Annotated in this window: 15 protein-coding genes; 13 read left to right on the plus strand and 2 right to left on the minus strand. The window is 60.4% G+C overall.

Annotated features, from left to right (window positions below; genetic code table 11):
- The first annotated feature begins 51 nt into the window (after positions 1–51).
- The 4 genes from ASE04_RS08875 to ASE04_RS08890 all read left to right on the plus strand — a co-directional run bounded on the left by ASE04_RS08875 (position 52) and on the right by ASE04_RS08890 (position 3,883).
- The gene (locus tag ASE04_RS08875; RefSeq protein ID WP_056815260.1) at positions 52–1,413 is read left to right on the plus strand and encodes a formimidoylglutamate deiminase; all 1,362 of its coding nucleotides are present in this window, start codon (positions 52–54) and stop codon (positions 1,411–1,413) included.
- A gap of 57 nt (positions 1,414–1,470) precedes the next feature.
- Positions 1,471–2,193 carry a histidine utilization repressor gene (hutC, locus tag ASE04_RS08880; protein WP_056815263.1) on the plus strand — a complete coding sequence of 241 codons (723 nt, stop codon included), beginning with the start codon at positions 1,471–1,473 and terminating at the stop codon, positions 2,191–2,193.
- Positions 2,194–2,290: 97 nt separating this feature from the next.
- Entirely contained in the window at positions 2,291–3,034 is a 744-nt protein-coding gene (locus ASE04_RS08885; RefSeq protein WP_056815266.1) for a histidine phosphatase family protein, read from the plus strand.
- Between the two features lie 135 nt (positions 3,035–3,169).
- Entirely contained in the window at positions 3,170–3,883 is a 714-nt protein-coding gene (locus tag ASE04_RS08890) for a DUF899 family protein (protein WP_056815645.1), read from the plus strand.
- 20 nt (positions 3,884–3,903) lie between these two features.
- Here the strand turns inward: ASE04_RS08890 and ASE04_RS08895 are convergent, their stop codons facing one another.
- Positions 3,904–4,794 (minus strand): AraC family transcriptional regulator, encoded by an 891-nt coding sequence (locus ASE04_RS08895; RefSeq protein ID WP_056815649.1) that lies wholly within the window; start codon positions 4,792–4,794, stop codon positions 3,904–3,906.
- A gap of 203 nt (positions 4,795–4,997) precedes the next feature.
- Between ASE04_RS08895 and ASE04_RS08900 the strand changes: the two genes are divergently transcribed.
- The 6 genes from ASE04_RS08900 (at position 4,998) to ASE04_RS08925 (ending at position 13,996) form a co-directional block, all read left to right on the plus strand.
- The gene (locus tag ASE04_RS08900; protein ID WP_056815270.1) at positions 4,998–6,464 is read left to right on the plus strand and encodes an alpha-glucosidase/alpha-galactosidase; all 1,467 of its coding nucleotides are present in this window, start codon (positions 4,998–5,000) and stop codon (positions 6,462–6,464) included.
- A 119-nt stretch (positions 6,465–6,583) separates the two neighbouring features.
- Positions 6,584–8,671: an ABC transporter substrate-binding protein gene (locus tag ASE04_RS08905; protein WP_056815273.1), complete on the plus strand. Its 2,088-nt coding sequence runs from the start codon at positions 6,584–6,586 to the stop codon at positions 8,669–8,671.
- 108 nt (positions 8,672–8,779) lie between these two features.
- Positions 8,780–9,787, plus strand: a complete 1,008-nt coding sequence (locus ASE04_RS08910; protein ID WP_056815276.1) for an ABC transporter permease — start codon at positions 8,780–8,782, stop codon at positions 9,785–9,787.
- Between the two features lies 1 nt (position 9,788).
- On the plus strand, positions 9,789–10,922 hold the full coding sequence (locus ASE04_RS08915) for an ABC transporter permease (RefSeq protein WP_056815279.1): 1,134 nt from the start codon (positions 9,789–9,791) through the stop codon (positions 10,920–10,922).
- Between the two features lie 14 nt (positions 10,923–10,936).
- On the plus strand, positions 10,937–12,604 hold the full coding sequence (locus ASE04_RS08920) for an ABC transporter ATP-binding protein (RefSeq protein ID WP_056815281.1): 1,668 nt from the start codon (positions 10,937–10,939) through the stop codon (positions 12,602–12,604).
- Between the two features lie 21 nt (positions 12,605–12,625).
- Positions 12,626–13,996, plus strand: coding sequence for an alpha-glucosidase/alpha-galactosidase (locus tag ASE04_RS08925; protein ID WP_056815285.1), 1,371 nt, complete (start codon positions 12,626–12,628; stop codon positions 13,994–13,996).
- Between the two features lie 76 nt (positions 13,997–14,072).
- On the opposite strand, the gene ASE04_RS08930 is transcribed toward ASE04_RS08925, so the two are convergent.
- Positions 14,073–14,936: a DMT family transporter gene (locus ASE04_RS08930; RefSeq protein ID WP_056815288.1), complete on the minus strand. Its 864-nt coding sequence runs from the start codon at positions 14,934–14,936 to the stop codon at positions 14,073–14,075.
- A gap of 85 nt (positions 14,937–15,021) precedes the next feature.
- On the opposite strand from ASE04_RS08930, the gene ASE04_RS08935 reads away from it, so the two are divergent.
- The 3 genes from ASE04_RS08935 to arfA all read left to right on the plus strand — a co-directional run bounded on the left by ASE04_RS08935 (position 15,022) and on the right by arfA (position 19,078).
- On the plus strand, positions 15,022–16,461 hold the full coding sequence (locus ASE04_RS08935) for an aminotransferase-like domain-containing protein (RefSeq protein WP_056815290.1): 1,440 nt from the start codon (positions 15,022–15,024) through the stop codon (positions 16,459–16,461).
- Between the two features lie 71 nt (positions 16,462–16,532).
- The gene (locus tag ASE04_RS08940) at positions 16,533–17,459 is read left to right on the plus strand and encodes an ArsR/SmtB family transcription factor (protein WP_056815293.1); all 927 of its coding nucleotides are present in this window, start codon (positions 16,533–16,535) and stop codon (positions 17,457–17,459) included.
- Positions 17,460–17,566: 107 nt separating this feature from the next.
- Positions 17,567–19,078 carry an arabinosylfuranosidase ArfA gene (gene arfA / locus ASE04_RS08945; protein ID WP_056815297.1) on the plus strand — a complete coding sequence of 504 codons (1,512 nt, stop codon included), beginning with the start codon at positions 17,567–17,569 and terminating at the stop codon, positions 19,076–19,078.
- Positions 19,079–19,290: the final 212 nt, after the last annotated feature.

A 19,290-nucleotide genomic window follows, 5' to 3' on the forward strand; every position in this document is an offset into this window, starting at 1 on the left:
CGGCTCCATCGAAAAGAAAGATGCGCGGCGCTAAAGAGGAGAAAAAGCGTTATGGCTCAGACGGTAACGACCAGACTTCATTCGAGCGCAGCACTTCTTCCGTCGGGATGGGAAACGGACGTGCGTCTGACGATCGCGGACGGCCGTGTCGCCAGCATTGAAACGGGCGTTGCGGCTGAGCCCGGCGACGAGCATTACGACACCCTCGTCCCCGCAATGAGCAATCTCCATAGCCATGCCTTCCAGCGCGCGATGGCCGGGTTTGCGGAAGTGAGGGGACCGGCGAACGACAGCTTCTGGAGCTGGCGCACAGTGATGTACAAGTTCGCGCTTTCGATGGCGCCCGAGCATGTCGAGGCCGTGGCTAGCCAGCTCTACATGGAGATGCTGGAGGCCGGCTTCTCTCGCGTCGGCGAGTTTCACTACCTGCATCACGACAAGGACGGCACGCCCTACGCGAACATTGCCGAGCTCGCCGAACGGATCGGGGCGGCCGCAAATATGAGCGGAATCGGCCTGACGCTGCTTCCGGTGTTTTATGCCCATTCCGGCTTTGGCGGCGCGGCGCCGATCGACGGTCAGCGGCGCTTCATCAACTCGCTCGACAGCTTTGCCGCATTGATGGATGGCTGCCGCAAGATGACATCAGCGCTTCCCGGCGCGGAACTGGGCCTGGCGCCCCACAGTCTCCGGGCTGCAACGCCGGAGGAGCTCACCAAGGTCGTGCCGCTGGCGGGCGAAGGACCGGTCCATATCCACATCGCCGAACAGATGAAGGAAGTCGAAGATTGCATCGCCTGGTCGGGGGCGCGGCCGGTTGAATGGCTTCTGGCAAATGCGCCGGTCGATGGCCGCTGGTGCCTGATCCATGCGACACATATGACCGACGAGGAAACCCGCGGCATGGCGCGAAGCGGGGCGATCGCCGGCCTTTGCCCGATCACCGAAGCCAACCTCGGTGATGGCACCTTCCAGGCGCCGCTTTTCATCGAAGAAGGTGGTCGTCTCGGCATCGGTTCGGATTCCAACGTGCTGATCTCGCTTTCGGGTGAACTGCGGCAGCTCGAATACTCCGAGCGTCTGGCGCTGAGGGCCCGCAATGTGGTCGCGGTGCCGGGTGGCTCGACGGCTCGCAGCCTCTTCGATCACGCCATCATCGGCGGGGGGGCAGCACTGAAGGCGCCGGGCGGAATCGCGGTCGGTAATCATGCCGATTTCATTTCGCTGGACAAGTCAGCGGTGCCCTATCTATCCGAGGATCAGTTGCTCGATCACTGGGTTTTCGCCGGAGGCGTGGCAGTCGACAGCGTTTGGACGCTCGGTCGCAAGCAGGTCGCCGGTGGGCGCCATGTGCAGCGCGAGGCAATCAACCGACGTTTCCTGCAGGCGATGGGTGAGCTTCTCGCAGCGTAGGGCTTTCCAGGCAGCAATATACGCATTAGAGCGGGAGGCATTAAACGGAGCGTGACGATGAACCATAGCAAGGACACAACCTTGCACCAGCGGATCGTGAGCGATATCGAAGGCCGCATCGTTTCGGGCGAGTGGCCGCCGGGCCACCGCATTCCGTTTGAGATCGATCTTACCAAGGAATACGACTGTTCGCGCATGACCGTGAACAAGGCGCTGACCCAGCTTGCCAAGGCTGGGCTGATCGAGCGCCGGAAGAAATCGGGCAGTTTCGTCACGCAGCCGCAGGCGCAATCGGCGGTGCTCGAGATTCACGACATCCGGGCTGAAGTTCAGTCCCTGAATCTTTCCTATGCCTTTACGGTGACCAAGCGTGAGCAACGCAAGGCGAAGGCCGACGATATCAGGCGCCTCGATGTTGCGCCGGGATCGTCCGTCGTTGATGTCGTCTGCGTTCACTTCGCGGGTGGACGGCCGTTCTGCCTGGAGCAGAGGCTGATCAGCCTCGCAACTGTACCGGAAGCGGCGAGCGCCGATTTTTTGGAAACCGCGCCCGGCGCATGGCTCATCAATCAGATCCCGTGGAGTAGCGCTGAACATCGCATTCATGCAGTCTCGGCCGGACCCGATGAGGCGGCGGCTCTCGATATCGCGCGGCACACCGCATGTCTGGTCGTTGAACGACGGACCTGGAGCAATGTCGGACCGGTCACGCATGTTCGTTTCACCTATCCCGGCGACCGGCATGCTCTGGTTGCGCGGTTCGCGCCCGCCTCGCAGTGAACGCGAAACTGGCACGACACGCGAAGTCCCTGCGTTGCAGTCGGAGCCGTCACGCTCCATGATGTCACTATTCGACAGCGGGAAATGCGGATAGCTGATGCGGTTTATTCTTCTTCGACATGGTGAGTCGCTTGGCAATCTGGACGAACGAGCCTACCGGCAGTTCGGGGATCACGCGGTTCCGCTGTCTCAATGGGGTTATCGTCAGGCTCTGACCGCCGGGCAAGCGATCGCGGCCTACCTCCGCGACCACCCGCCTGGTGAAGCGCACAAGCTTGACATCTGGTACTCGCCGTATCTCAGGACGCGGCAGAGCAAGGACGCCGTTCTGGAAACGCTGCCGTCCGATGTCGTCGGTGACGTCCGTGAAGACTATTTGCTGCGCGAGCAGGATTTTGGACTGTTTACCGAGATCTACGATCACGCCGAGCGCAAACAGAAGTTTCCAGACGAATTCGAGAAGTGGGCGCGCCTGCGCAACAACAGCGGAAAATTCTACGCGCGTCCGCCAGATGGGGAGAGCCGCGCGGACGTCGCTCAGCGCGTACGGCTATTCCTGCAGAACATCGCGCACGAGGGAGATGATGGTGTCGACGTGATCGTCGTTGGCCACGGCGTCACCAACAGGGCGATAGAGATGACCCTCCTCCGCCATCCGGTCGATTGGTTCGAGCGCTCGGACAATCCCGGAAATTCCGACGTGACTTTGGTGGACGGCTCTTACAAGGCGGGCTTCACCTCGACGCTATTGCACAAGGCCACAGACCGCAGCGCTGGGGACACCGAGCTGCGGGACGCGTACGGAACCAGGCTGACCGTGACGGCGAAGGCCACCGAGTAAATCCAGATATCTCCGCGCGTCACCTGCGGTTTCACGAATTTCTTTTCGAACTGATGTCGAATTTCCCACTCGCCAAACGTTTCTTGTCTTGAGGTGGAAAGATCCGCCCGTCAAGAACCGGAGGAGGTTGACATGATGGATGCGAATAATCTTGTTTCCGCAAGAGAGCTGGCCAGACGGAACGGCCTCAGTTTTCCGAATGAAAGCCCGGAGTATCGGCGCGCTCGTGACGAATTGCTCGCCGAAGAAATCGAACTACGCCGGCATATCGAACGCGTCGCGGAGCAGCGCCGTGCCTTGCCGCCCGGCGGGAAAGTGACCAAGGATTACCGCTTTCAGGGTCCGGACGGTGAGGTTAGCCTGAAAGCCCTCTTCGCGGACAAGCCAACGCTCGTGATCTACAGCTATATGTACGGCCCGCAGAGTGAGCGGCCATGCCCGATGTGCACCTCCATGCTATCGGCGCTCGATGGCGAAGTGCCCGATATTTCTCAACAGGCTGCCTTTGCGGTTGTCGCGCGCTCGCCGATCGAGCGATTGCTGGCATTCAAGAAGGAGCGAGGCTGGCACCATCTGCCGCTCTACTCGGACACGACAGAAGAGTTCAGTCGCGACTACCACGCCATTGGCCCGGAAGGCGGTGATGATCCTGCCTACAACGTCTTCACGATCAAGGACGGTGCGATCCGTCACTTCTGGAACCCGGAAATGGGGCCGGTAACGGCTGATCCCGGCCAGGACCCGCGGGGTGCACCGGACTTCATGCCGCTCTGGAACGTGCTTGACACAACCCCTGAAGGCCGACCGCCAAGCTGGTATCCAAAGCTCAGCTACGATAGCGCGGGCTAGTTCCGCGCTCGCCGCGAGCGTCAGCGCCCCTTGCCGACGCTCGCATACATGCCTGTTGTACGGAACTCGGTTGGATTTGTGCCATAGACCCGGCGGAATACCTTCGAGAAGTAGTTGGCGTCCTCGAAGCCTGAGCGGATCGCCACTTCCTTGACCGGCATGTTTGCGGTCTTCGTCAGCAATTTGACGGCCCGCTTCAGCCGTTTCTGCAGGACGAATTCGGCCGGCGGCAGGCCCTCGTTGGCTGCGAACATCCGCGAAAAGTGCGCCCGGCTGAGGCCGGCGACCCGCGCAAGATCCTCCACGGGTAGCGGGCGCTCGAGGTTTGCCATGATGTAGTCGATGACATGCTGCATCGTCCGGTATTCCTCGCTGAAGACCGGATGCGAGCCAAAGACGTCGTCATAAAGCGCCATGGCGGCCTCATAGGCGATTGCCGAGGCCAGCCCCGGCGTTTCCCCGCCATTGATCAGCCGGAGACTGCAATCCGCCAGATGCTCGATCGTTTGCGGCTGCAGTTTCAGAACCGGGCCGGTCACAGCGAGGATCGAGCGGTGGATGCGCAGTGCCTCCTCACCGTTCATGGAAATCCAGAAAAACTCCCAACGGTCCCCTTCTTCGAGCCAATAGCGATGATTGTGCGGGACGAGGACAAGCAGCGTCTCCCCTTCCTTGACGCGAAACTCGCGATTCTCGTAGCGCAAGTTGCCCGCGCCTTTGATCGTATGCTGCAGGACGGTAAAAGGCGTCTGTCCGCGCTTTCTGCCGTCCCAGTCATAGGTCGCATTCTCGCGAATTTCGTAGCCCGTGCTGGTCGGCATTGTGTGCAGGCTCTGGCGGCCGCGCGGCAGCGACACCGTCCGCATGACTGGCCCATTGTTAATCAATTTCTGCAGCACAGAATTACCCATGAAAGCATAATCCTTCTCTGGCGGCCCCGCCGAATATGCGCATAATCCGCCCTCAAGAGAGAGAACACCGCCAGCATCGAGGAGTGGCGGGGAGGAGAATAAGCCGGATTTCTGGCCTTTTTTGGCGTAGAGCGCAAGCCCGCGTCCCATTCTTCTTCTCATCATTCAGCGCCGGCACATTTGATCGCATTGAGGCAAGGATCATGAGTTTCAAAATCGCTATCATCGGCGCAGGCAGCGTCGGCTTCACAAAAAAACTGTTCACCGATATCCTCTGTGTGCAGGAATTCCAGGACGTTGAGTTCGCGCTTACGGACATGAGCGAACACAATCTCCAGATGATCAAGCAGATCCTCGACACGATTGTTGCATCGAACAAATTGCCGACCAAGGTGACGGCGACGACGAACCGCCGCGAGGCGCTGACCGGCGCGCGCTACATCATCAGCTGCGTGCGCGTCGGCGGTCTCGAAGCCTATGCCGACGATATCCGCATTCCGCTGAAGTACGGCATCGATCAGTGCGTCGGTGACACGATCTGCGCCGGCGGCATTCTCTATGGCCAGCGCAATATTCCTGTCATTCTGGATTTCTGCAAAGACATTCGCGAAGTCGCCGAACCGGGCGCGAAGTTCCTGAACTACGCAAACCCGATGGCGATGAACACCTGGGCTGCGATCGAATACGGCAAGGTCGACACGGTCGGTCTCTGCCATGGCGTCCAGCATGGCGCCGAACAGATCGCGGAAGTGCTCGGCGCGAAATCGCCTTCCGAACTCGACTACATCTGCTCGGGCATCAACCACCAGACCTGGTTCGTCGATCTCAAGCTTAACGGTCGCAAGATCGGCAAGGACGAGTTGGTTGCCGCCTTCGAGGCGCATCCCGTGTTCTCGCAGCAGGAAAAGCTCCGCATCGACGTGCTGAAGCGCTTCGGGGTTTACTCGACGGAAAGCAACGGCCACCTGTCCGAGTACCTTCCCTGGTACCGCAAGCGGCCAGATGAAATTACCAAGTGGATCGACATGTCCGATTGGATCCATGGCGAAACCGGTGGTTATCTCCGTCACTCCACCGAGACCCGCAACTGGTTCGAAACCGAATTCCCGCAGTTCCTGGAGTCGGCAGCGAAGCCGATCGATCGGTCCAAGCGTTCGAATGAGCATGCGAGCCACATTCTCGAGGCGTTGGAAACCGGGCGCGTGTACCGGGGCCACTTCAACGTCAAGAACAACGGCGTGATCACCAACCTGCCATCGGATGCGATCATCGAATCGCCCGGCTTCGTCGACCGCTTCGGCATCAACATGGTGTCAGGCATCACCATCCCGGAAGCCTGCGCCGCGACCTGCATGGCCTCGATCAACGTCCAGCGCATGTCGGTTCATGCCGCTATCAGCGGCGATATCGATCTCCTGAAGCTCGCCGTCCTGCACGACCCGCTGGTCGGCGCCGTGGCGACGCCCGAGGAAGTCTGGCAGATGGTCGATGAAATGGTCGTCGCCCAGGCCCGCTGGTTGCCGCAATATGCGGACGCAGTTCCGGCTGCGAAGGAACGCCTGGCCAAGTCGACTGTCAAAACCCGCGAATGGGCAGGTGCTGCACGCCGCAATGTTCGCTCGATCGACGAACTGCGTGCCGAGAAGGCCGCGCTCAAGCAGGCGGTCTGAATTTCGCTGACGACGGGTGGCGATGGGGCTCGGGAGGGCCCCATCGCCACAAGCCCGTCATCGGATCGTTGAGGAGAAGCGGGGCTGCCGAAGGCACCCTGAAGCAAGAGGGAGAAACGATGAGAAATTTCCGCAATATTGGCATTATGGCCGGACTGGCGCTCAGCGTCTCCGTTTCGGCTCTGAGCGCCTACGCCTCGGAGCCGACCGCACCGCCCGTTCCGCCGCAGTTTCCGGCGGAAGGCAAGATCAAATACGTATCGAGAGACTCCATCGAGGAGTTCAAGGCGCTTCCTTCGTATAACGAACCGGATTGGGTGAAGAAGAACTTCGTCGATACCGGCAAGCTTCCGCCGGTCAAGGATCGTCTGCCGAAGGAGCCGCTGGTCTTCAAGACCGAGAACATGGTCGACGGCGTCGGCGTTTATGGCGACACGCTGCGCCACGTCATCGGTGGCCGGCCCGAGGGCTGGAACTATGGCGCCGGCCAGACTCAAGGCTGGGGCGGCATCGACATTGGCCTCTCCGAGTGCCTGACGCGCACCGCACCGCTCTTCCAGGTCGAGGCCAAGGACACCGAACCGCTTCCGAACCTCGCCAAGAGCTGGGACTGGTCCGCCGACGGCCACAAGCTGACCATGCACCTCGTCGAAGGCGCCAAGTGGTCGGATGGGGTCGCCTTCAACGCTGACGACATCATGTTCTACTGGGACGACGAGGTCATCGACCCTAACGTTTCGCCGCTCGGTGGCGGCGCATCGCCGGAAGCCTTCGGCGTGGGAACGACACTGAAGAAGATCGACGACTACACGGTCGAATGGACCTTCAAGGAAGCCTTCCCGAAGCAGTATCTCTACACGATGTCCTATCCGAGCTTCTGCCCGGGTCCGTCGCACATCCTGAAGCCGCAGCATCCGAAGTATTCGAAGAACACTTACGACCAGTTCAAGAATGCCTTCCCGCCTGAGTACATGAACCTGCCGGTCATGGGTGGCTGGGTGCCGGTCGAATATCGCCCCGACGATATCATCGTGATGCGCCGCAATCCCTACTACTGGAAGGTCGACGAGAAGGGCAACCAGCTGCCTTACCTCAACGAACTGCACTACAAGCTCTCCACCTGGGCTGACCGCGACGTGCAGGCCGTTGCCGGTTCCGGCGACATTTCCAACCTGGAGCAGCCGGAAAACTTCGTGGCGTCGCTGAAGCGCGCCGCCGAAAAGACGGCACCCGCCCGTCTCGCCTTCGGCCCCCGTCTCATCGGCTACAACATGCGCATGAACCTCTCTGCCAATGGCTGGGGCGATCCTGACGCACGTGGCCAGGCTGTTCGCGAACTGAACCGCAACGAGGACTTCCGCAAGGCGATCACCATGGGCCTCGACCGCAAGGCGATCGGCGACTCGCTCGTCAAGGGTCCGTTCACCGCGATCTATCCGGGCGGCCTGTCCTCCGGCACGAGCTTCTACGACCGCAACTCCGTGGTCTACTACCCGTTTGACCTGAAGGGCGCCAAGGCATTGCTTGCCAAGGCAGGCCTCAAGGATAGCGACGGCGACGGCTTCGTGAACTTCCCGGCCGGCACTGAAGGCGGCAAGAATGTCGAAATCGTTCTTCTCGTCAACAACGCCTATGCGACCGACAAGAGCCTTGCTGAAGGCGTGATCGGGCAGATGGAAAAGCTCGGCATCAAGGTCATCCTCAATGCCCTGGACGGCCCCAAGCGTGACGATGCCCACTATGCGGGTCGTTTCGACTGGTTGATCCAGCGCAGTTCACCGGAGCTCGCTTCCGTCGTGCAGAACACCGAACAGCTCGCACCTGTCGGTCCGCGCACCAGCTGGCAGCACCGCGCCGGCAAGGACGGCAAGGTCGATCTGATGCCATACGAAGAAAAGCTCGTGGACATCGTCACCAAGTTCCAGACGAGCCAGGATAACAACGAGCGCGTCGAACTGATGAAGCAGTACCAGAAGGTTGCGACCGAAAACGTCGATACCGTCGGTCTCACGGAATATCCGGGTGCGCTGATCATCAACAAGCGCTTCTCGAACGTGCCGGCCGGAACACCGATCTTCATGTTCAACTGGGCTGAAGACTCCGTCATCCGCGAACGCCTGTGGGTGGCCGCCGACAAGCAGGGCAAGTACGAGCTGTTCCCCGAGCAGCTGCCCGGCAAGCCCGGCGAAAAGGGCCCGATCAACTAAGTTCTCCTCCCGAAGAAACGGACCGGCCGCGCGTGACGCGCGGCCGGGCAAGATCAACAAGCCGGCCGCACCGAAAGGCGCGACTGGCCGCAAGGAGAAACGAGCCCGATGTTACGCTTCCTGCTCGTGCGCATAGCGTCCGCCATCCCCGTCCTGATTATCCTGAGCATCGTCACCTTCGCGATCATCCAGGCTCCGCCGGGCGACTATGCCGACTACATCAGATCGCAGCTGATCAACCAGAGCGGCGCGTCCTTCGAAGCCGCCGACGCACAGGCCCAAGCCTACCGCGTCGCCCATGGCCTCGATCAGCCGATGGTCATCCAGTATTTCGCCTGGATCAAGGGCATCATCACCGAGGGCAATTTCGGCTACAGCATGTTCTACAACAAGCCGGTCGCTGACGTCGTGGCCGAGCGCCTGCCGCGCACGCTGCTGCTCGCCCTCGTCTGTCACATCTTAGCGTCGGTTCTTGGCATCGGCTTCGGCATCTGGGCGGCCACCCGCCAGTACAGCTGGATCGACAGCCTGCTTTCGGGCGTCTCCTTTCTCGGCATGACGGTGCCGCGCTTCCTGATGGCGCTGATCATCGTCTACCTCCTCGTCTTCCAGTTCAACGTCTCGGAGATCGGCAGTTTCTTCTCGCCGCAATATGGCGGAGCGCCGTGGTCTTGGGCGAAATTCGTCGACCTCGTCAGCCATGTCTGGCCTGTTGTCGCCATCGCCACCTTCGGTGGGCTCGCCTACAACATGCGCGTCATGCGCGGCAATCTGCTCGACACGCTGAATGCCCAGTATGTGGAGACCGCGAAAGCCAAGGGATTGTCGGGCAGTGCTGTGGTTATGCGCCATGCCGTGCCGAACGCGCTACACCCGCTCGTCATGTACCAGGGCGTTGTGCTCCCCTACATGCTGACAGGAGAAATCGAGACGGCGATCATCTTCTCGCTGCCGACAGTCGGCCCCGCGATCGTCGGCTCCATGGCGATCGGCGACGTCTATGTCACCGCCACCTTCATGATGGTTCTTTCGGCAACGCTGATCGTCGGCAACATCATCGCCGACATGCTGCTTGCCATGCTGGACCCGCGCGTCCGCCAGTACGGAGGAGCCTGATATGCTCGCCTTCGATTCCGCTCCCCCACCGCCGCACGAAGAGACCGTCAAGGGCCTGCCGAACGGCAATGAAAGCTACCTGTCGCTGGTCTGGCGTCGGCTCCGCCGTTCCTGGACCGGCTTGATGGGCCTCGTCCTCGTCGGCTTGCTGCTCTTCATGGCCGTGTTCGCCGATTTCTTCGCGCCGATGGACCCCAAGGCCACCGATACCGGCTTCGCGCCGCCGCAGATGGTGAGCTTCCACGACAAGGACGGGAACCTGACCTATCCGCCGCGCGTCTATGCGCTTGGTGAATCCGAGGAACTTGACCCCGTCACCTTCCAGCCGATCGTCGGCCCTGATTACGACAATCCGCGCAACCTCGGCTTCTTTGTGAAGGGCGCCGAATACAAGCTGCTCGGTCTCATTCCAGCCGATCGCCACTTCTTCGGCTCGGTGGACGGGCAGCCGGTTCATTTCCTCGGTACAGACAAGTTCGGTCGTGACGTGCTGTCCCGCGCTATTATCGGCTCTCGGATATCCTTGACCATCGCGCTAACGGTCGTTTTCATCGTCACGGTCATCGGCACGACGGTTGGCATGGTTTCCGGCTATTTCGGCGGCTCGTTCGACACATGGGTGCAGCGTTTCGTGGAAGTGGTTCTGGCCTTTCCGCAGCTACCGCTCTATCTGGCGCTGACCTCCCTGATCCCGGTGACCGCGCCCACCAACGTCTTCCTCGCCTTCGTGATCGTCGTCATGTCGGCGCTCGGCTGGGCGCAGATGTCGCGCGAGGTGCGCGGGAAGACGCTGGCGCTCGCCCGCATCGACTATGTCCGTGCGGCGATGGCCGTCGGTGCCACCGACCGGCGCATCATCTTCCAGCACATCTTCCCGAATGTGATGAGCCACGTCATCGTTGCCGTCACGCTGCATATCCCGAGCGTCGTGCTGCTCGAATCCTTCCTCGGCTTTCTCGGCTTTGCCGTGAAGCCGCCGCTGATCTCCTGGGGGCTGATGCTGCAGGACACCGCCAACTATTCGGTGATCGGCACCTACCCCTGGATCCTCGCCCCCGTCGGCTTCGTGCTCGTCACCGTCTTCGCGTTCAACGCGCTCGGCGACGGTCTGCGCGACGCGGTCGATCCCTATTGATTGAGGTGAAGAACATGGCTCTCGCACTCGTCAACTCGTTTGCCCCGCCCGTCCGTTTCGATCACGATGCGCACAAGGAAAGCCCCGTCATCGACGCCCGCAATATCGGCGTCAACTTCAAGGTCGAGCATGGCACCGTGGAAGCGGTGAAGGACATCTCCTTCCAGCTCTACCGCGGCGAGACCATTGCCATCGTCGGCGAATCCGGCTCCGGCAAGTCCGTAACAGCCCGCACCGTCATGGGGCTCTTGTCGAAGCGCGCCGTCGTCGCGCCGAAATCGACCGTTGAATATGACGGCGCCAATATTCTGAAATATCCGGAGCGTGAGCGCCGCAAGCTGCGCGGCGACCGGATCTCGATGATCTTCCAGGAGCCGATGAGCTCGCTGAACCCGATCTACACGATCGGCAGCCAGATCGTTGAAGCGATCCGCGTGCATCGGAAGATGAGCAAGAAACAGGCATATGCTCGCGCGCTGGAACTGTTGAAGCACGTGCAGATCCCCGATCCGGAAGCGCGCCTGAAGCAGTATCCGCACCAGCTGTCCGGTGGCCAGCGCCAGCGCGTGATGATCGCCATGGCGCTCTCCAACGAGCCCGATGTCCTGATCGCCGACGAGCCGACCACCGCGCTCGACGTGACGGTGCAGGCGCAGATCCTCAACCTCATCCGCAACCTGCAGAAGGAAATGCGGATGGCGGTGATCCTGATCACCCACGACCTCACCGTCGTCCGGCAGTTCTCCGACTACGTCTACGTGATGCAGCACGGTGAGATGCGCGAGCACAACACGACGGAAAAGCTCTTCGCCAATCCGCAGCATAGCTACACCAAGCATCTTCTGAGCTCGGAGCCGCGCGGCCAGGCGAACCCGCTGCCCGAGGGGTCCGAGGTCATCCTCGACGCCAAGGGCGTGCGCGTGTCCTTCATGATGCGCCACGGTAGCTTCTTCAAGCCGGAGCTGAAGGAACTCGTGGCCGTCGACAGCCTGGGGCTGACGCTGCGCAAGCATGAGACACTTGGCCTCGTCGGTGAATCCGGCTCCGGCAAGACGACCTTCGGGCAGGCGCTGTTGCGGTTGAACGATGCCGACAATGGCGAGATCTATTTCGACCGCGAGCCGATACACGGCAAGTCACGCGCCGAGATGCGGCCGCTGCGCTCGCGCATGCAGGTCGTGTTCCAGGACCCGTTCTCATCGCTCAACCCGCGCATGACGATCGGCCAGATCATCGAGGAAGGGCTTGTGGTCAACAAGCTCGGCGCGACCAAGGCCGAGCGGCTGGACCGGGTGCGCGAAGCGCTGATCGCGGCAGGCATGCCGGGCAATATCCTGTCGCGCTTTCCGCACGAATTCTCGGGCGGCCAGCGCCAGCGTATTGCCATTGCCCGGGCCATCGCGCTCGAGCCGGAATTCATCCTCCTCGACGAGCCGACGTCGGCGCTCGACCTTTCGGTCCAGGCGCAGATCATCGAGCTATTGCGCAAGCTGCAGGACGAGCGAGGCCTCAGCTATCTCTTCATTTCGCACGATCTCAAGGTCGTGCGTGCCCTCTGCCACCGGGTGATTGTCATGCAGCATGGCAAGATCATGGAAGAGGGACCCGTCAACGAAGTTCTCACCAATCCCAAGACCGCCTACACCGAACGGCTCGTGAAAGCCGCTTTCGAGGTAGCGTGATTGCCAATGCCGGAGGATATTATGGCAAGAAACCCCAAGATCACCTTCATCGGAGCTGGTTCCACCGTCTTCATGAAGAACATCATCGGCGACGTGCTGCAGCGGCCCGCGCTGTCGGGCGCGACCATCGCCCTGATGGACATCAATCCGCAGCGCCTGGAAGAAAGCGCCATCGTCGTCAACAAGCTGATCTCGACGCTGGGCGTCAAGGCCAAGGCCGAGACCTATTCGGACCAGCGCAAGGCGCTCACAGGCGCCGATTTCGTGGTCGTCGCCTTCCAGATCGGCGGCTATGAGCCCTGCACGGTAACCGACTTCGATATCCCGAAGAAGTTCGGCCTGCGCCAGACGATCGCCGATACGCTTGGCGTAGGGGGCATCATGCGCGGCCTGCGCACTGTGCCGCATCTGTGGAAGATCTGCGAGGACATGCTCGTGGTCTGCCCGGAAGCGATCATGCTGCAATACGTCAACCCGATGGCGATCAACACCTGGGCAATCGCCGAGAAGTATCCCACGATCAAGCAGGTCGGCCTCTGCCACTCGGTGCAGGGCACGGCGATGGAGCTCGCCCACGATCTGGACATCCCCTACGAGGATATCCGCTACCGCTCGGCCGGCATCAACCACATGGCCTTCTACCTGAAGTTCGAGCATCGCCAGCCCGATGGTTCCTACAAGGACCTCTATCCGGATCTTGTGCGCGCCTATCGTGAAGGCCGCGCGCCGAAGCCGGGCTGGAACCCGCGTTGCCCGAACAAGGTGCGCTACGAGATGCTGACCCGCCTCGGCTATTTCGTCACCGAAAGCTCCGAGCATTTCGCCGAGTACACGCCCTACTTCATCAAGGAAGGCCGCGAGGACCTGATCGAGAAGTTCGGCATCCCGCTCGACGAATACCCGAAGCGCTGCATCGAGCAGATCGAGCGCTGGAAGGGTCAGGCGGAAGCCTATCGCTCGGCCGAGAAGATCGAGGTCAAGCAGTCGAAGGAATATGCCTCCTCGATCATCAACTCGGTCTGGACCGGCGAACCCTCGGTGATTTACGGCAACGTCCGCAACAATGGCTGCATCACCTCGCTGCCCGCCAATTGCGCCGCCGAAGTCCCGTGCTTGGTCGATGCATCCGGCATCCAGCCGACCTTCATCGGCGACCTGCCGCCGCAACTCACCGCGCTGATGCGCACCAACATCAACGTGCAGGAACTCACCGTTCAGGCTCTGATGACCGAGAACCGCGAGCACATCTACCATGCCGCGATGATGGACCCGCATACAGCCGCCGAACTCGACCTCGACCAGATCTGGACGATGACGGACGAACTTTTGGCCGCGCACGGCGAGTGGCTGCCGGCATGGGCGCGCACTGCGCGCAAGGTTCAGGCCGCCTGACCAACTCTCTCCCGGTCACGGCCTCAAGAAGTCCCGCGGCTCAGCCGCGGGGCTTTTTTTATAAAAGGGCGAGAGGCTAGCGGGCAAACTTTCGAGCGCCTGCGACGCAGACGATGACGGCGACGGTTACCGCGAACATCGAGACGCTTACAGTCTCGTGCAGAAGTGTCGCGGCGAGCGCCAGGCCGAGAAACGGTTGCAGGAGCTGCAATTGCCCGACAGCCGCAATTCCTCCCTGCGCAAGCCCGCGGTACCAGAAAACAAAACCGATCAGCATGCTGAACAAAGAGACGTAGGCAAGGCCGGCAAAGGCGGAGGGACCGATGCCGGAGAAGCTTGGCGGCATCATTGCGGCCGCGATCACGAGCATCAATGGCAGCGCCAGAACAAGCGCCCAGCAAATGACCTGCCAGCCGCCGAGCTCCCGCGAGAGGCGTGCGCCTTCGGCATAGCCGAGCCCGCAGACAACAATGGCGGCCAACATCAAGGCGTCGCCGACAAAGGACGCGGCAATGCCTTGCCATAGCGCGAAGCCGACGACCAGGGCGCTACCAAGGCCGGAGAACAGCCAGAAAAGTGGCTTCGGGCGCTCGCCGCCACGGATGACCCCAAATATTGCGGTCGAAAGCGGCAGCAGACCGATGAAGACAATGGAATGCGCGGAGGTGACGTGCTGCAGGGCGAGTGCGGTCAGCAGGGGGAAGCCGACAACAACGCCGAGTGAAACGACGATTAGCGGAACAATGTCACGTCGGCTCGGACGGCTTTCGCGAAACAGAGCAAGCAGCGCAAGCCCAAGCATCCCGGCGATCGCCGCCCGCGCTGCCGTCAGAAACACGGGATCAAACTGCATCACCGCCACCCGCGTCGCCGGCAGCGATCCGCTGAAAATTACCACGCCCACAAATCCGTTGAGCCATCCCGACAGTGTCCGGTCCATTTTTCACTCCATTATTGCAGCGGTGTTATCGAACAAAGCCGATGGTGTCGCCAGCGACGAAGTGGTACGCTTTCGTAAAACTGTTATGGTCCCGAAAGCAATACAGATGGTTATGGATGCAGAATCTGGGAACACCACCCGGGTGGCAATGGTCATGGCGACAATTCGCCAGCGGATCGCAAGCCGCAGCCTGGCGGCGGGCGCCAAGCTCCCCTCCGTCAGAGGCCTGGCGACTGGCCTGAAGGTGTCCACCTCCACAGTAGTCGATGCCTACCAGCGTCTGGTCGCCGAAGGCGTCATCCATGCGCGGCCCGGATCGGGGTTCTATGTCGCAAATCAGGTGGCGCCGTTTTCCGTGGCGGAAAGCGGCCCGAAGCTCGACCGCGATGTGGATCCGTTCTGGGTCTCCCGGCAGTCGCTGGAAACAGCGAGCGATGGATTGAAGCCGGGCTGCGGATGGCTTCCTGCCAGTTGGCTTCCTGAGGAGGGAATGCGGCGCGCGCTCAGGACGCTTTCGCGGGCTCAGGGCACGTCGTTGGCTGATTACGGCTCGCCGCTTGGATTGTCACCGCTTCGACAACTGATTGCCCGGCGTCTGGCCGACCGAGCATTGGAGGCGTCACCGGATCAGATCATGCTGACGGAGTCGGGAACGCAGGCAATCGATCTGCTGTGCCGGTTTCTGCTTGAGCCTGGCGACACGGTACTGGTCGACGATCCGTGTTACTTCAATTTTCATGCCCTGTTGCGCGCTCATCGCGCCAAGATCGTCAGCGTGCCCTATACGCCGATCGGGCCGGACCTGGAGATATTTGCGCAGGTGGTCGCGAAAGAGCGGCCACGCCTCTACATCACAAACTCAGCGATCCACAATCCGACGGGCGCAACTCTCTCGCCAGTCACGGCACACCGGGTGCTGAAGATTGCCGAGCAATTCGGTGTGACCATCATCGAAGATGATATTTTCGCGGATTTCGAATTCACGCCGGCGCCGCGCCTGGCGGCATTCGATGGCCTCGATCGGGTCATTCATATCGGAAGTTTCTCGAAGACCCTGTCCGCCGCAGCGCGCTGCGGCTTCATCGCCGCGAAACCGGAATGGATCGAAGGGCTGACGGACCTGAAGATCGCAACCTCGTTCGGTGGCGGCCGGCTCTCGGCGGAATTCGTGTTCAATGTCCTCAGCGACGGCAGCTACCGTAAGCATGTCGAGGCGCTGCGCTCAAAGCTCGCCCACGTCATGCTCGACGTGTCTTCCCGCCTGAAGGCGATCGGGATCAATCCCTGGCTGGAGCCGCAGGCAGGGTTGTTCCTGTGGTGCAGGCTGCCCGATGGCATTGATGCTGCCGAGGTTGCGCGGCTCGCCTTGAAGAAGGGGGTCGTGTTGGCGCCGGGCAACGCCTTCAGTCTGTCGCAGACCGCCACGAACTACATCCGCTTCAATGTCTCCCAGACACTTGAGCCGCGCATCTTCGATATTCTGAGCCAGACGCTGGGGGCCATTCATCAACAGAAGCGCGCCTGATGCAATTGATTAGATCAATATATCTGATATAGAACAGATATACGCATTTCTATCTCGCCCGCCGGAGCCCCATGAGCCGTAACTTTCTCGTCGTTGATCCCGAAGAAGGCATGCCCATTCTGAAGGGACTTGCATCACCGGCGCGTGTCGCTGTTTTGAAGCTTTTGCACGAGAAGGGGGCGCTGAATGTCAACGAAATCGCTGAGATTCTGGGGCTTCCTCAATCCAGCGTGTCGACCAACGTGCAGATGCTCGAGGATGCCGGCCTGATCCGCACGGAAAGCCAAAAGGCGCGCAAGGGCAACCAGAAGGTCTGCCACAGCGTCTATGACGAAATCCTCGTCGTTTTCAAGAATGAAATCAAGGAAACGGAACCGGATGCCATTGAGGTCTCCATGCCTCTCGGTCTCTATACCGGCTTTGAGGTGACGGCGCCCTGCGGCCTCTGTTCCGCCGACGGCATTATCGGGCTGCTCGATGTCCCGAATACATTCCTCGATCCGGACCGCATGAAGGCCGGGCTCATCTGGTTTACCAGGGGCTATGTGGAGTACCAGTTTCCGAATAATGCGAGACTGACGAACACCAGCATCCGCGAGATCGAATTCGTGATGGAGTTGAGCTCGGAGGTCCCCGGCACCAGCGCGGACTGGCCCTCGGATATCACGCTGACAGTCAATGGTGCTGACATCGGGACCTGGACCTCGCCAGGCGATTTTGGCGACAAACGCGGGGTCTTTACCCCCGATTGGTGGAAGCTGAAGGGCTCCCAGTACGGAAAACTGAAGAATTTCCGCATCAATGACGATGGCGCCTTTGTCGACGGCTTGCGCATCTCCGACGTCTCGCTTGCCGACCTGAAGCTCGATGTGCATCACTCGATTCGCCTTCGTATCGGTGTGCGTGATGACGCAAAACATCCGGGCGGTATCAACATTTTCGGCCGCGGATTTGGCAACTACGACCAGGACATCCTGCTGCGCTTGAAGACTCGGTGAGTCTATCCAGTTTTCTGAATTTTATGCTTGACCGGGTGGCAGGCTTCCGCTTTATTCATCTTAATTTGTGATATAGATCACAAAAGACGATACAGTGGGAGGATACCATGAAGGCTGCGGTCACGGCGCACAGCAAATACACCATCTCGGACATCGATCCGCGCCTTTACGGCTCGTTCATCGAGCATCTTGGTCGTGCTGTTTATACCGGGATCTACGAACCCGACCACGCGACCGCAGATGAAAACGGCATGCGCAAGGATGTCATCGAGTTGGTCAAGGAACTCAATGTTCCTATGGTGCGCTATCCCGGCGGCAACTTTGTGTCAGCCTACAATTGGGAAGACGGTATCGGCCCGAAGGAAAGCCGTCCGACGCGGCTCGATCTCGCCTGGCATACGTCGGAGAGCAACCAGGTCGGTATTCATGAATTCGCCGACTGGTGCGTATCGGCCAACACCGAGATGATGCTGGCCGTCAACCTCGGCTCGCGCGGCCTCGACGAGGCGCGCAACTTCCTCGAATACGTCAATCATTCCGGCGGCAGCGAGTGGAGCGACAAGCGCATTGCCAACGGCCGCAAGGAGCCTTGGGACGTCAAGCTCTGGTGCCTCGGCAACGAAATGGATGGCCCCTGGCAGATCGGCCACAAGACCGCGGACGAATATGGCCGTCTTGCGCACGAGACGGCGAAGGCGATGCGCGCTTTCGACAGCTCGCTCGAGCTCGTGGTCTGTGGTTCGTCGAACGCGCATATGCCGACCTACCCGGAGTGGGAGGCCACCGTTCTTGATCACACCTACAACGAGGTCGACTACATCTCGCTGCATATGTATTTCGAGAACCGCGCCAAGGACACGGCCAACTATCTCGCTCGTAGCGTCGAGCTCGACAACTACATCGGCACGGTTGCTGGCGTCATCGACTACGTCAAGGCGAAGAAGCGGTCCTCGAAGGATGTCTATATCTCGTTTGACGAGTGGAACGTCTGGTATCACTCCAAGGAACGTGACAAGGCGACGCTTGCCGGTGCCAACGGCTGGCCGCATGCCCCGGCTCTGCTGGAGGACGACTACAATTTCGAGGATGTGCTGCAGGTCGGTTGCATTCTCAACACCTTCATCAATCGCGCCGATGTCGTGAAAATTGCCTGCCTGGCGCAGCTCATCAACGTCATCGCGCCGATCATGACGGTTCCGGGTGGTCCCGCATGGCGTCAGACGATCTTCTACCCCTACTACTTCGCATCGGTTTACGGCCGCGGCACCGCGCTGAAGCTAATGGTCGATAGTCCGACCTACAAGGTGGAAGAGCTGGGTGATGTTCCGTACCTCGACGTCTCCGCTGTGCATGATGCGGAGAAGAAGACGGTGACGTTCTTCATCGTTAACCGCCACGGTACCGAAGCGCTCGATCTCGATGCAAGCCTTCTCGAGTTTGGCGCTCTGCGCGTCATCGACGACCAGGTTGTCGCTCACAGCGATCTCAACATCACCAATACGGCCGAAAAGCCTGACAACGTTGTACCCAAGGCCGTTCTCGGCACCAGCTTCGTCGACGGCAAGCTCAACGCCAAGATCGCTCCGCTCTCTTATCGGATGATCCGACTGCAAGCTTAAGTAAATCAGAAAATTAGATACATATCGAAAGATATGTTGACAAGTTAATTGTATGATTTAACGTCAGCGCACAGGTTTTGACGTGCCACTGGGAGGAACGGATGGAAGCAATAGCTTCTGTTTTGGCACTATCACCGACCGTGGAGGGCTCGCTTTCAAAGGCGAGCGCTTCCCCGGCGGAAGCATGCCAGCTGCTAGTCTGTATCGGCATT

This window comes from Rhizobium sp. Root708 (assembly GCF_001429725.1).
Lineage (GTDB): Bacteria > Pseudomonadota > Alphaproteobacteria > Rhizobiales > Rhizobiaceae > Rhizobium.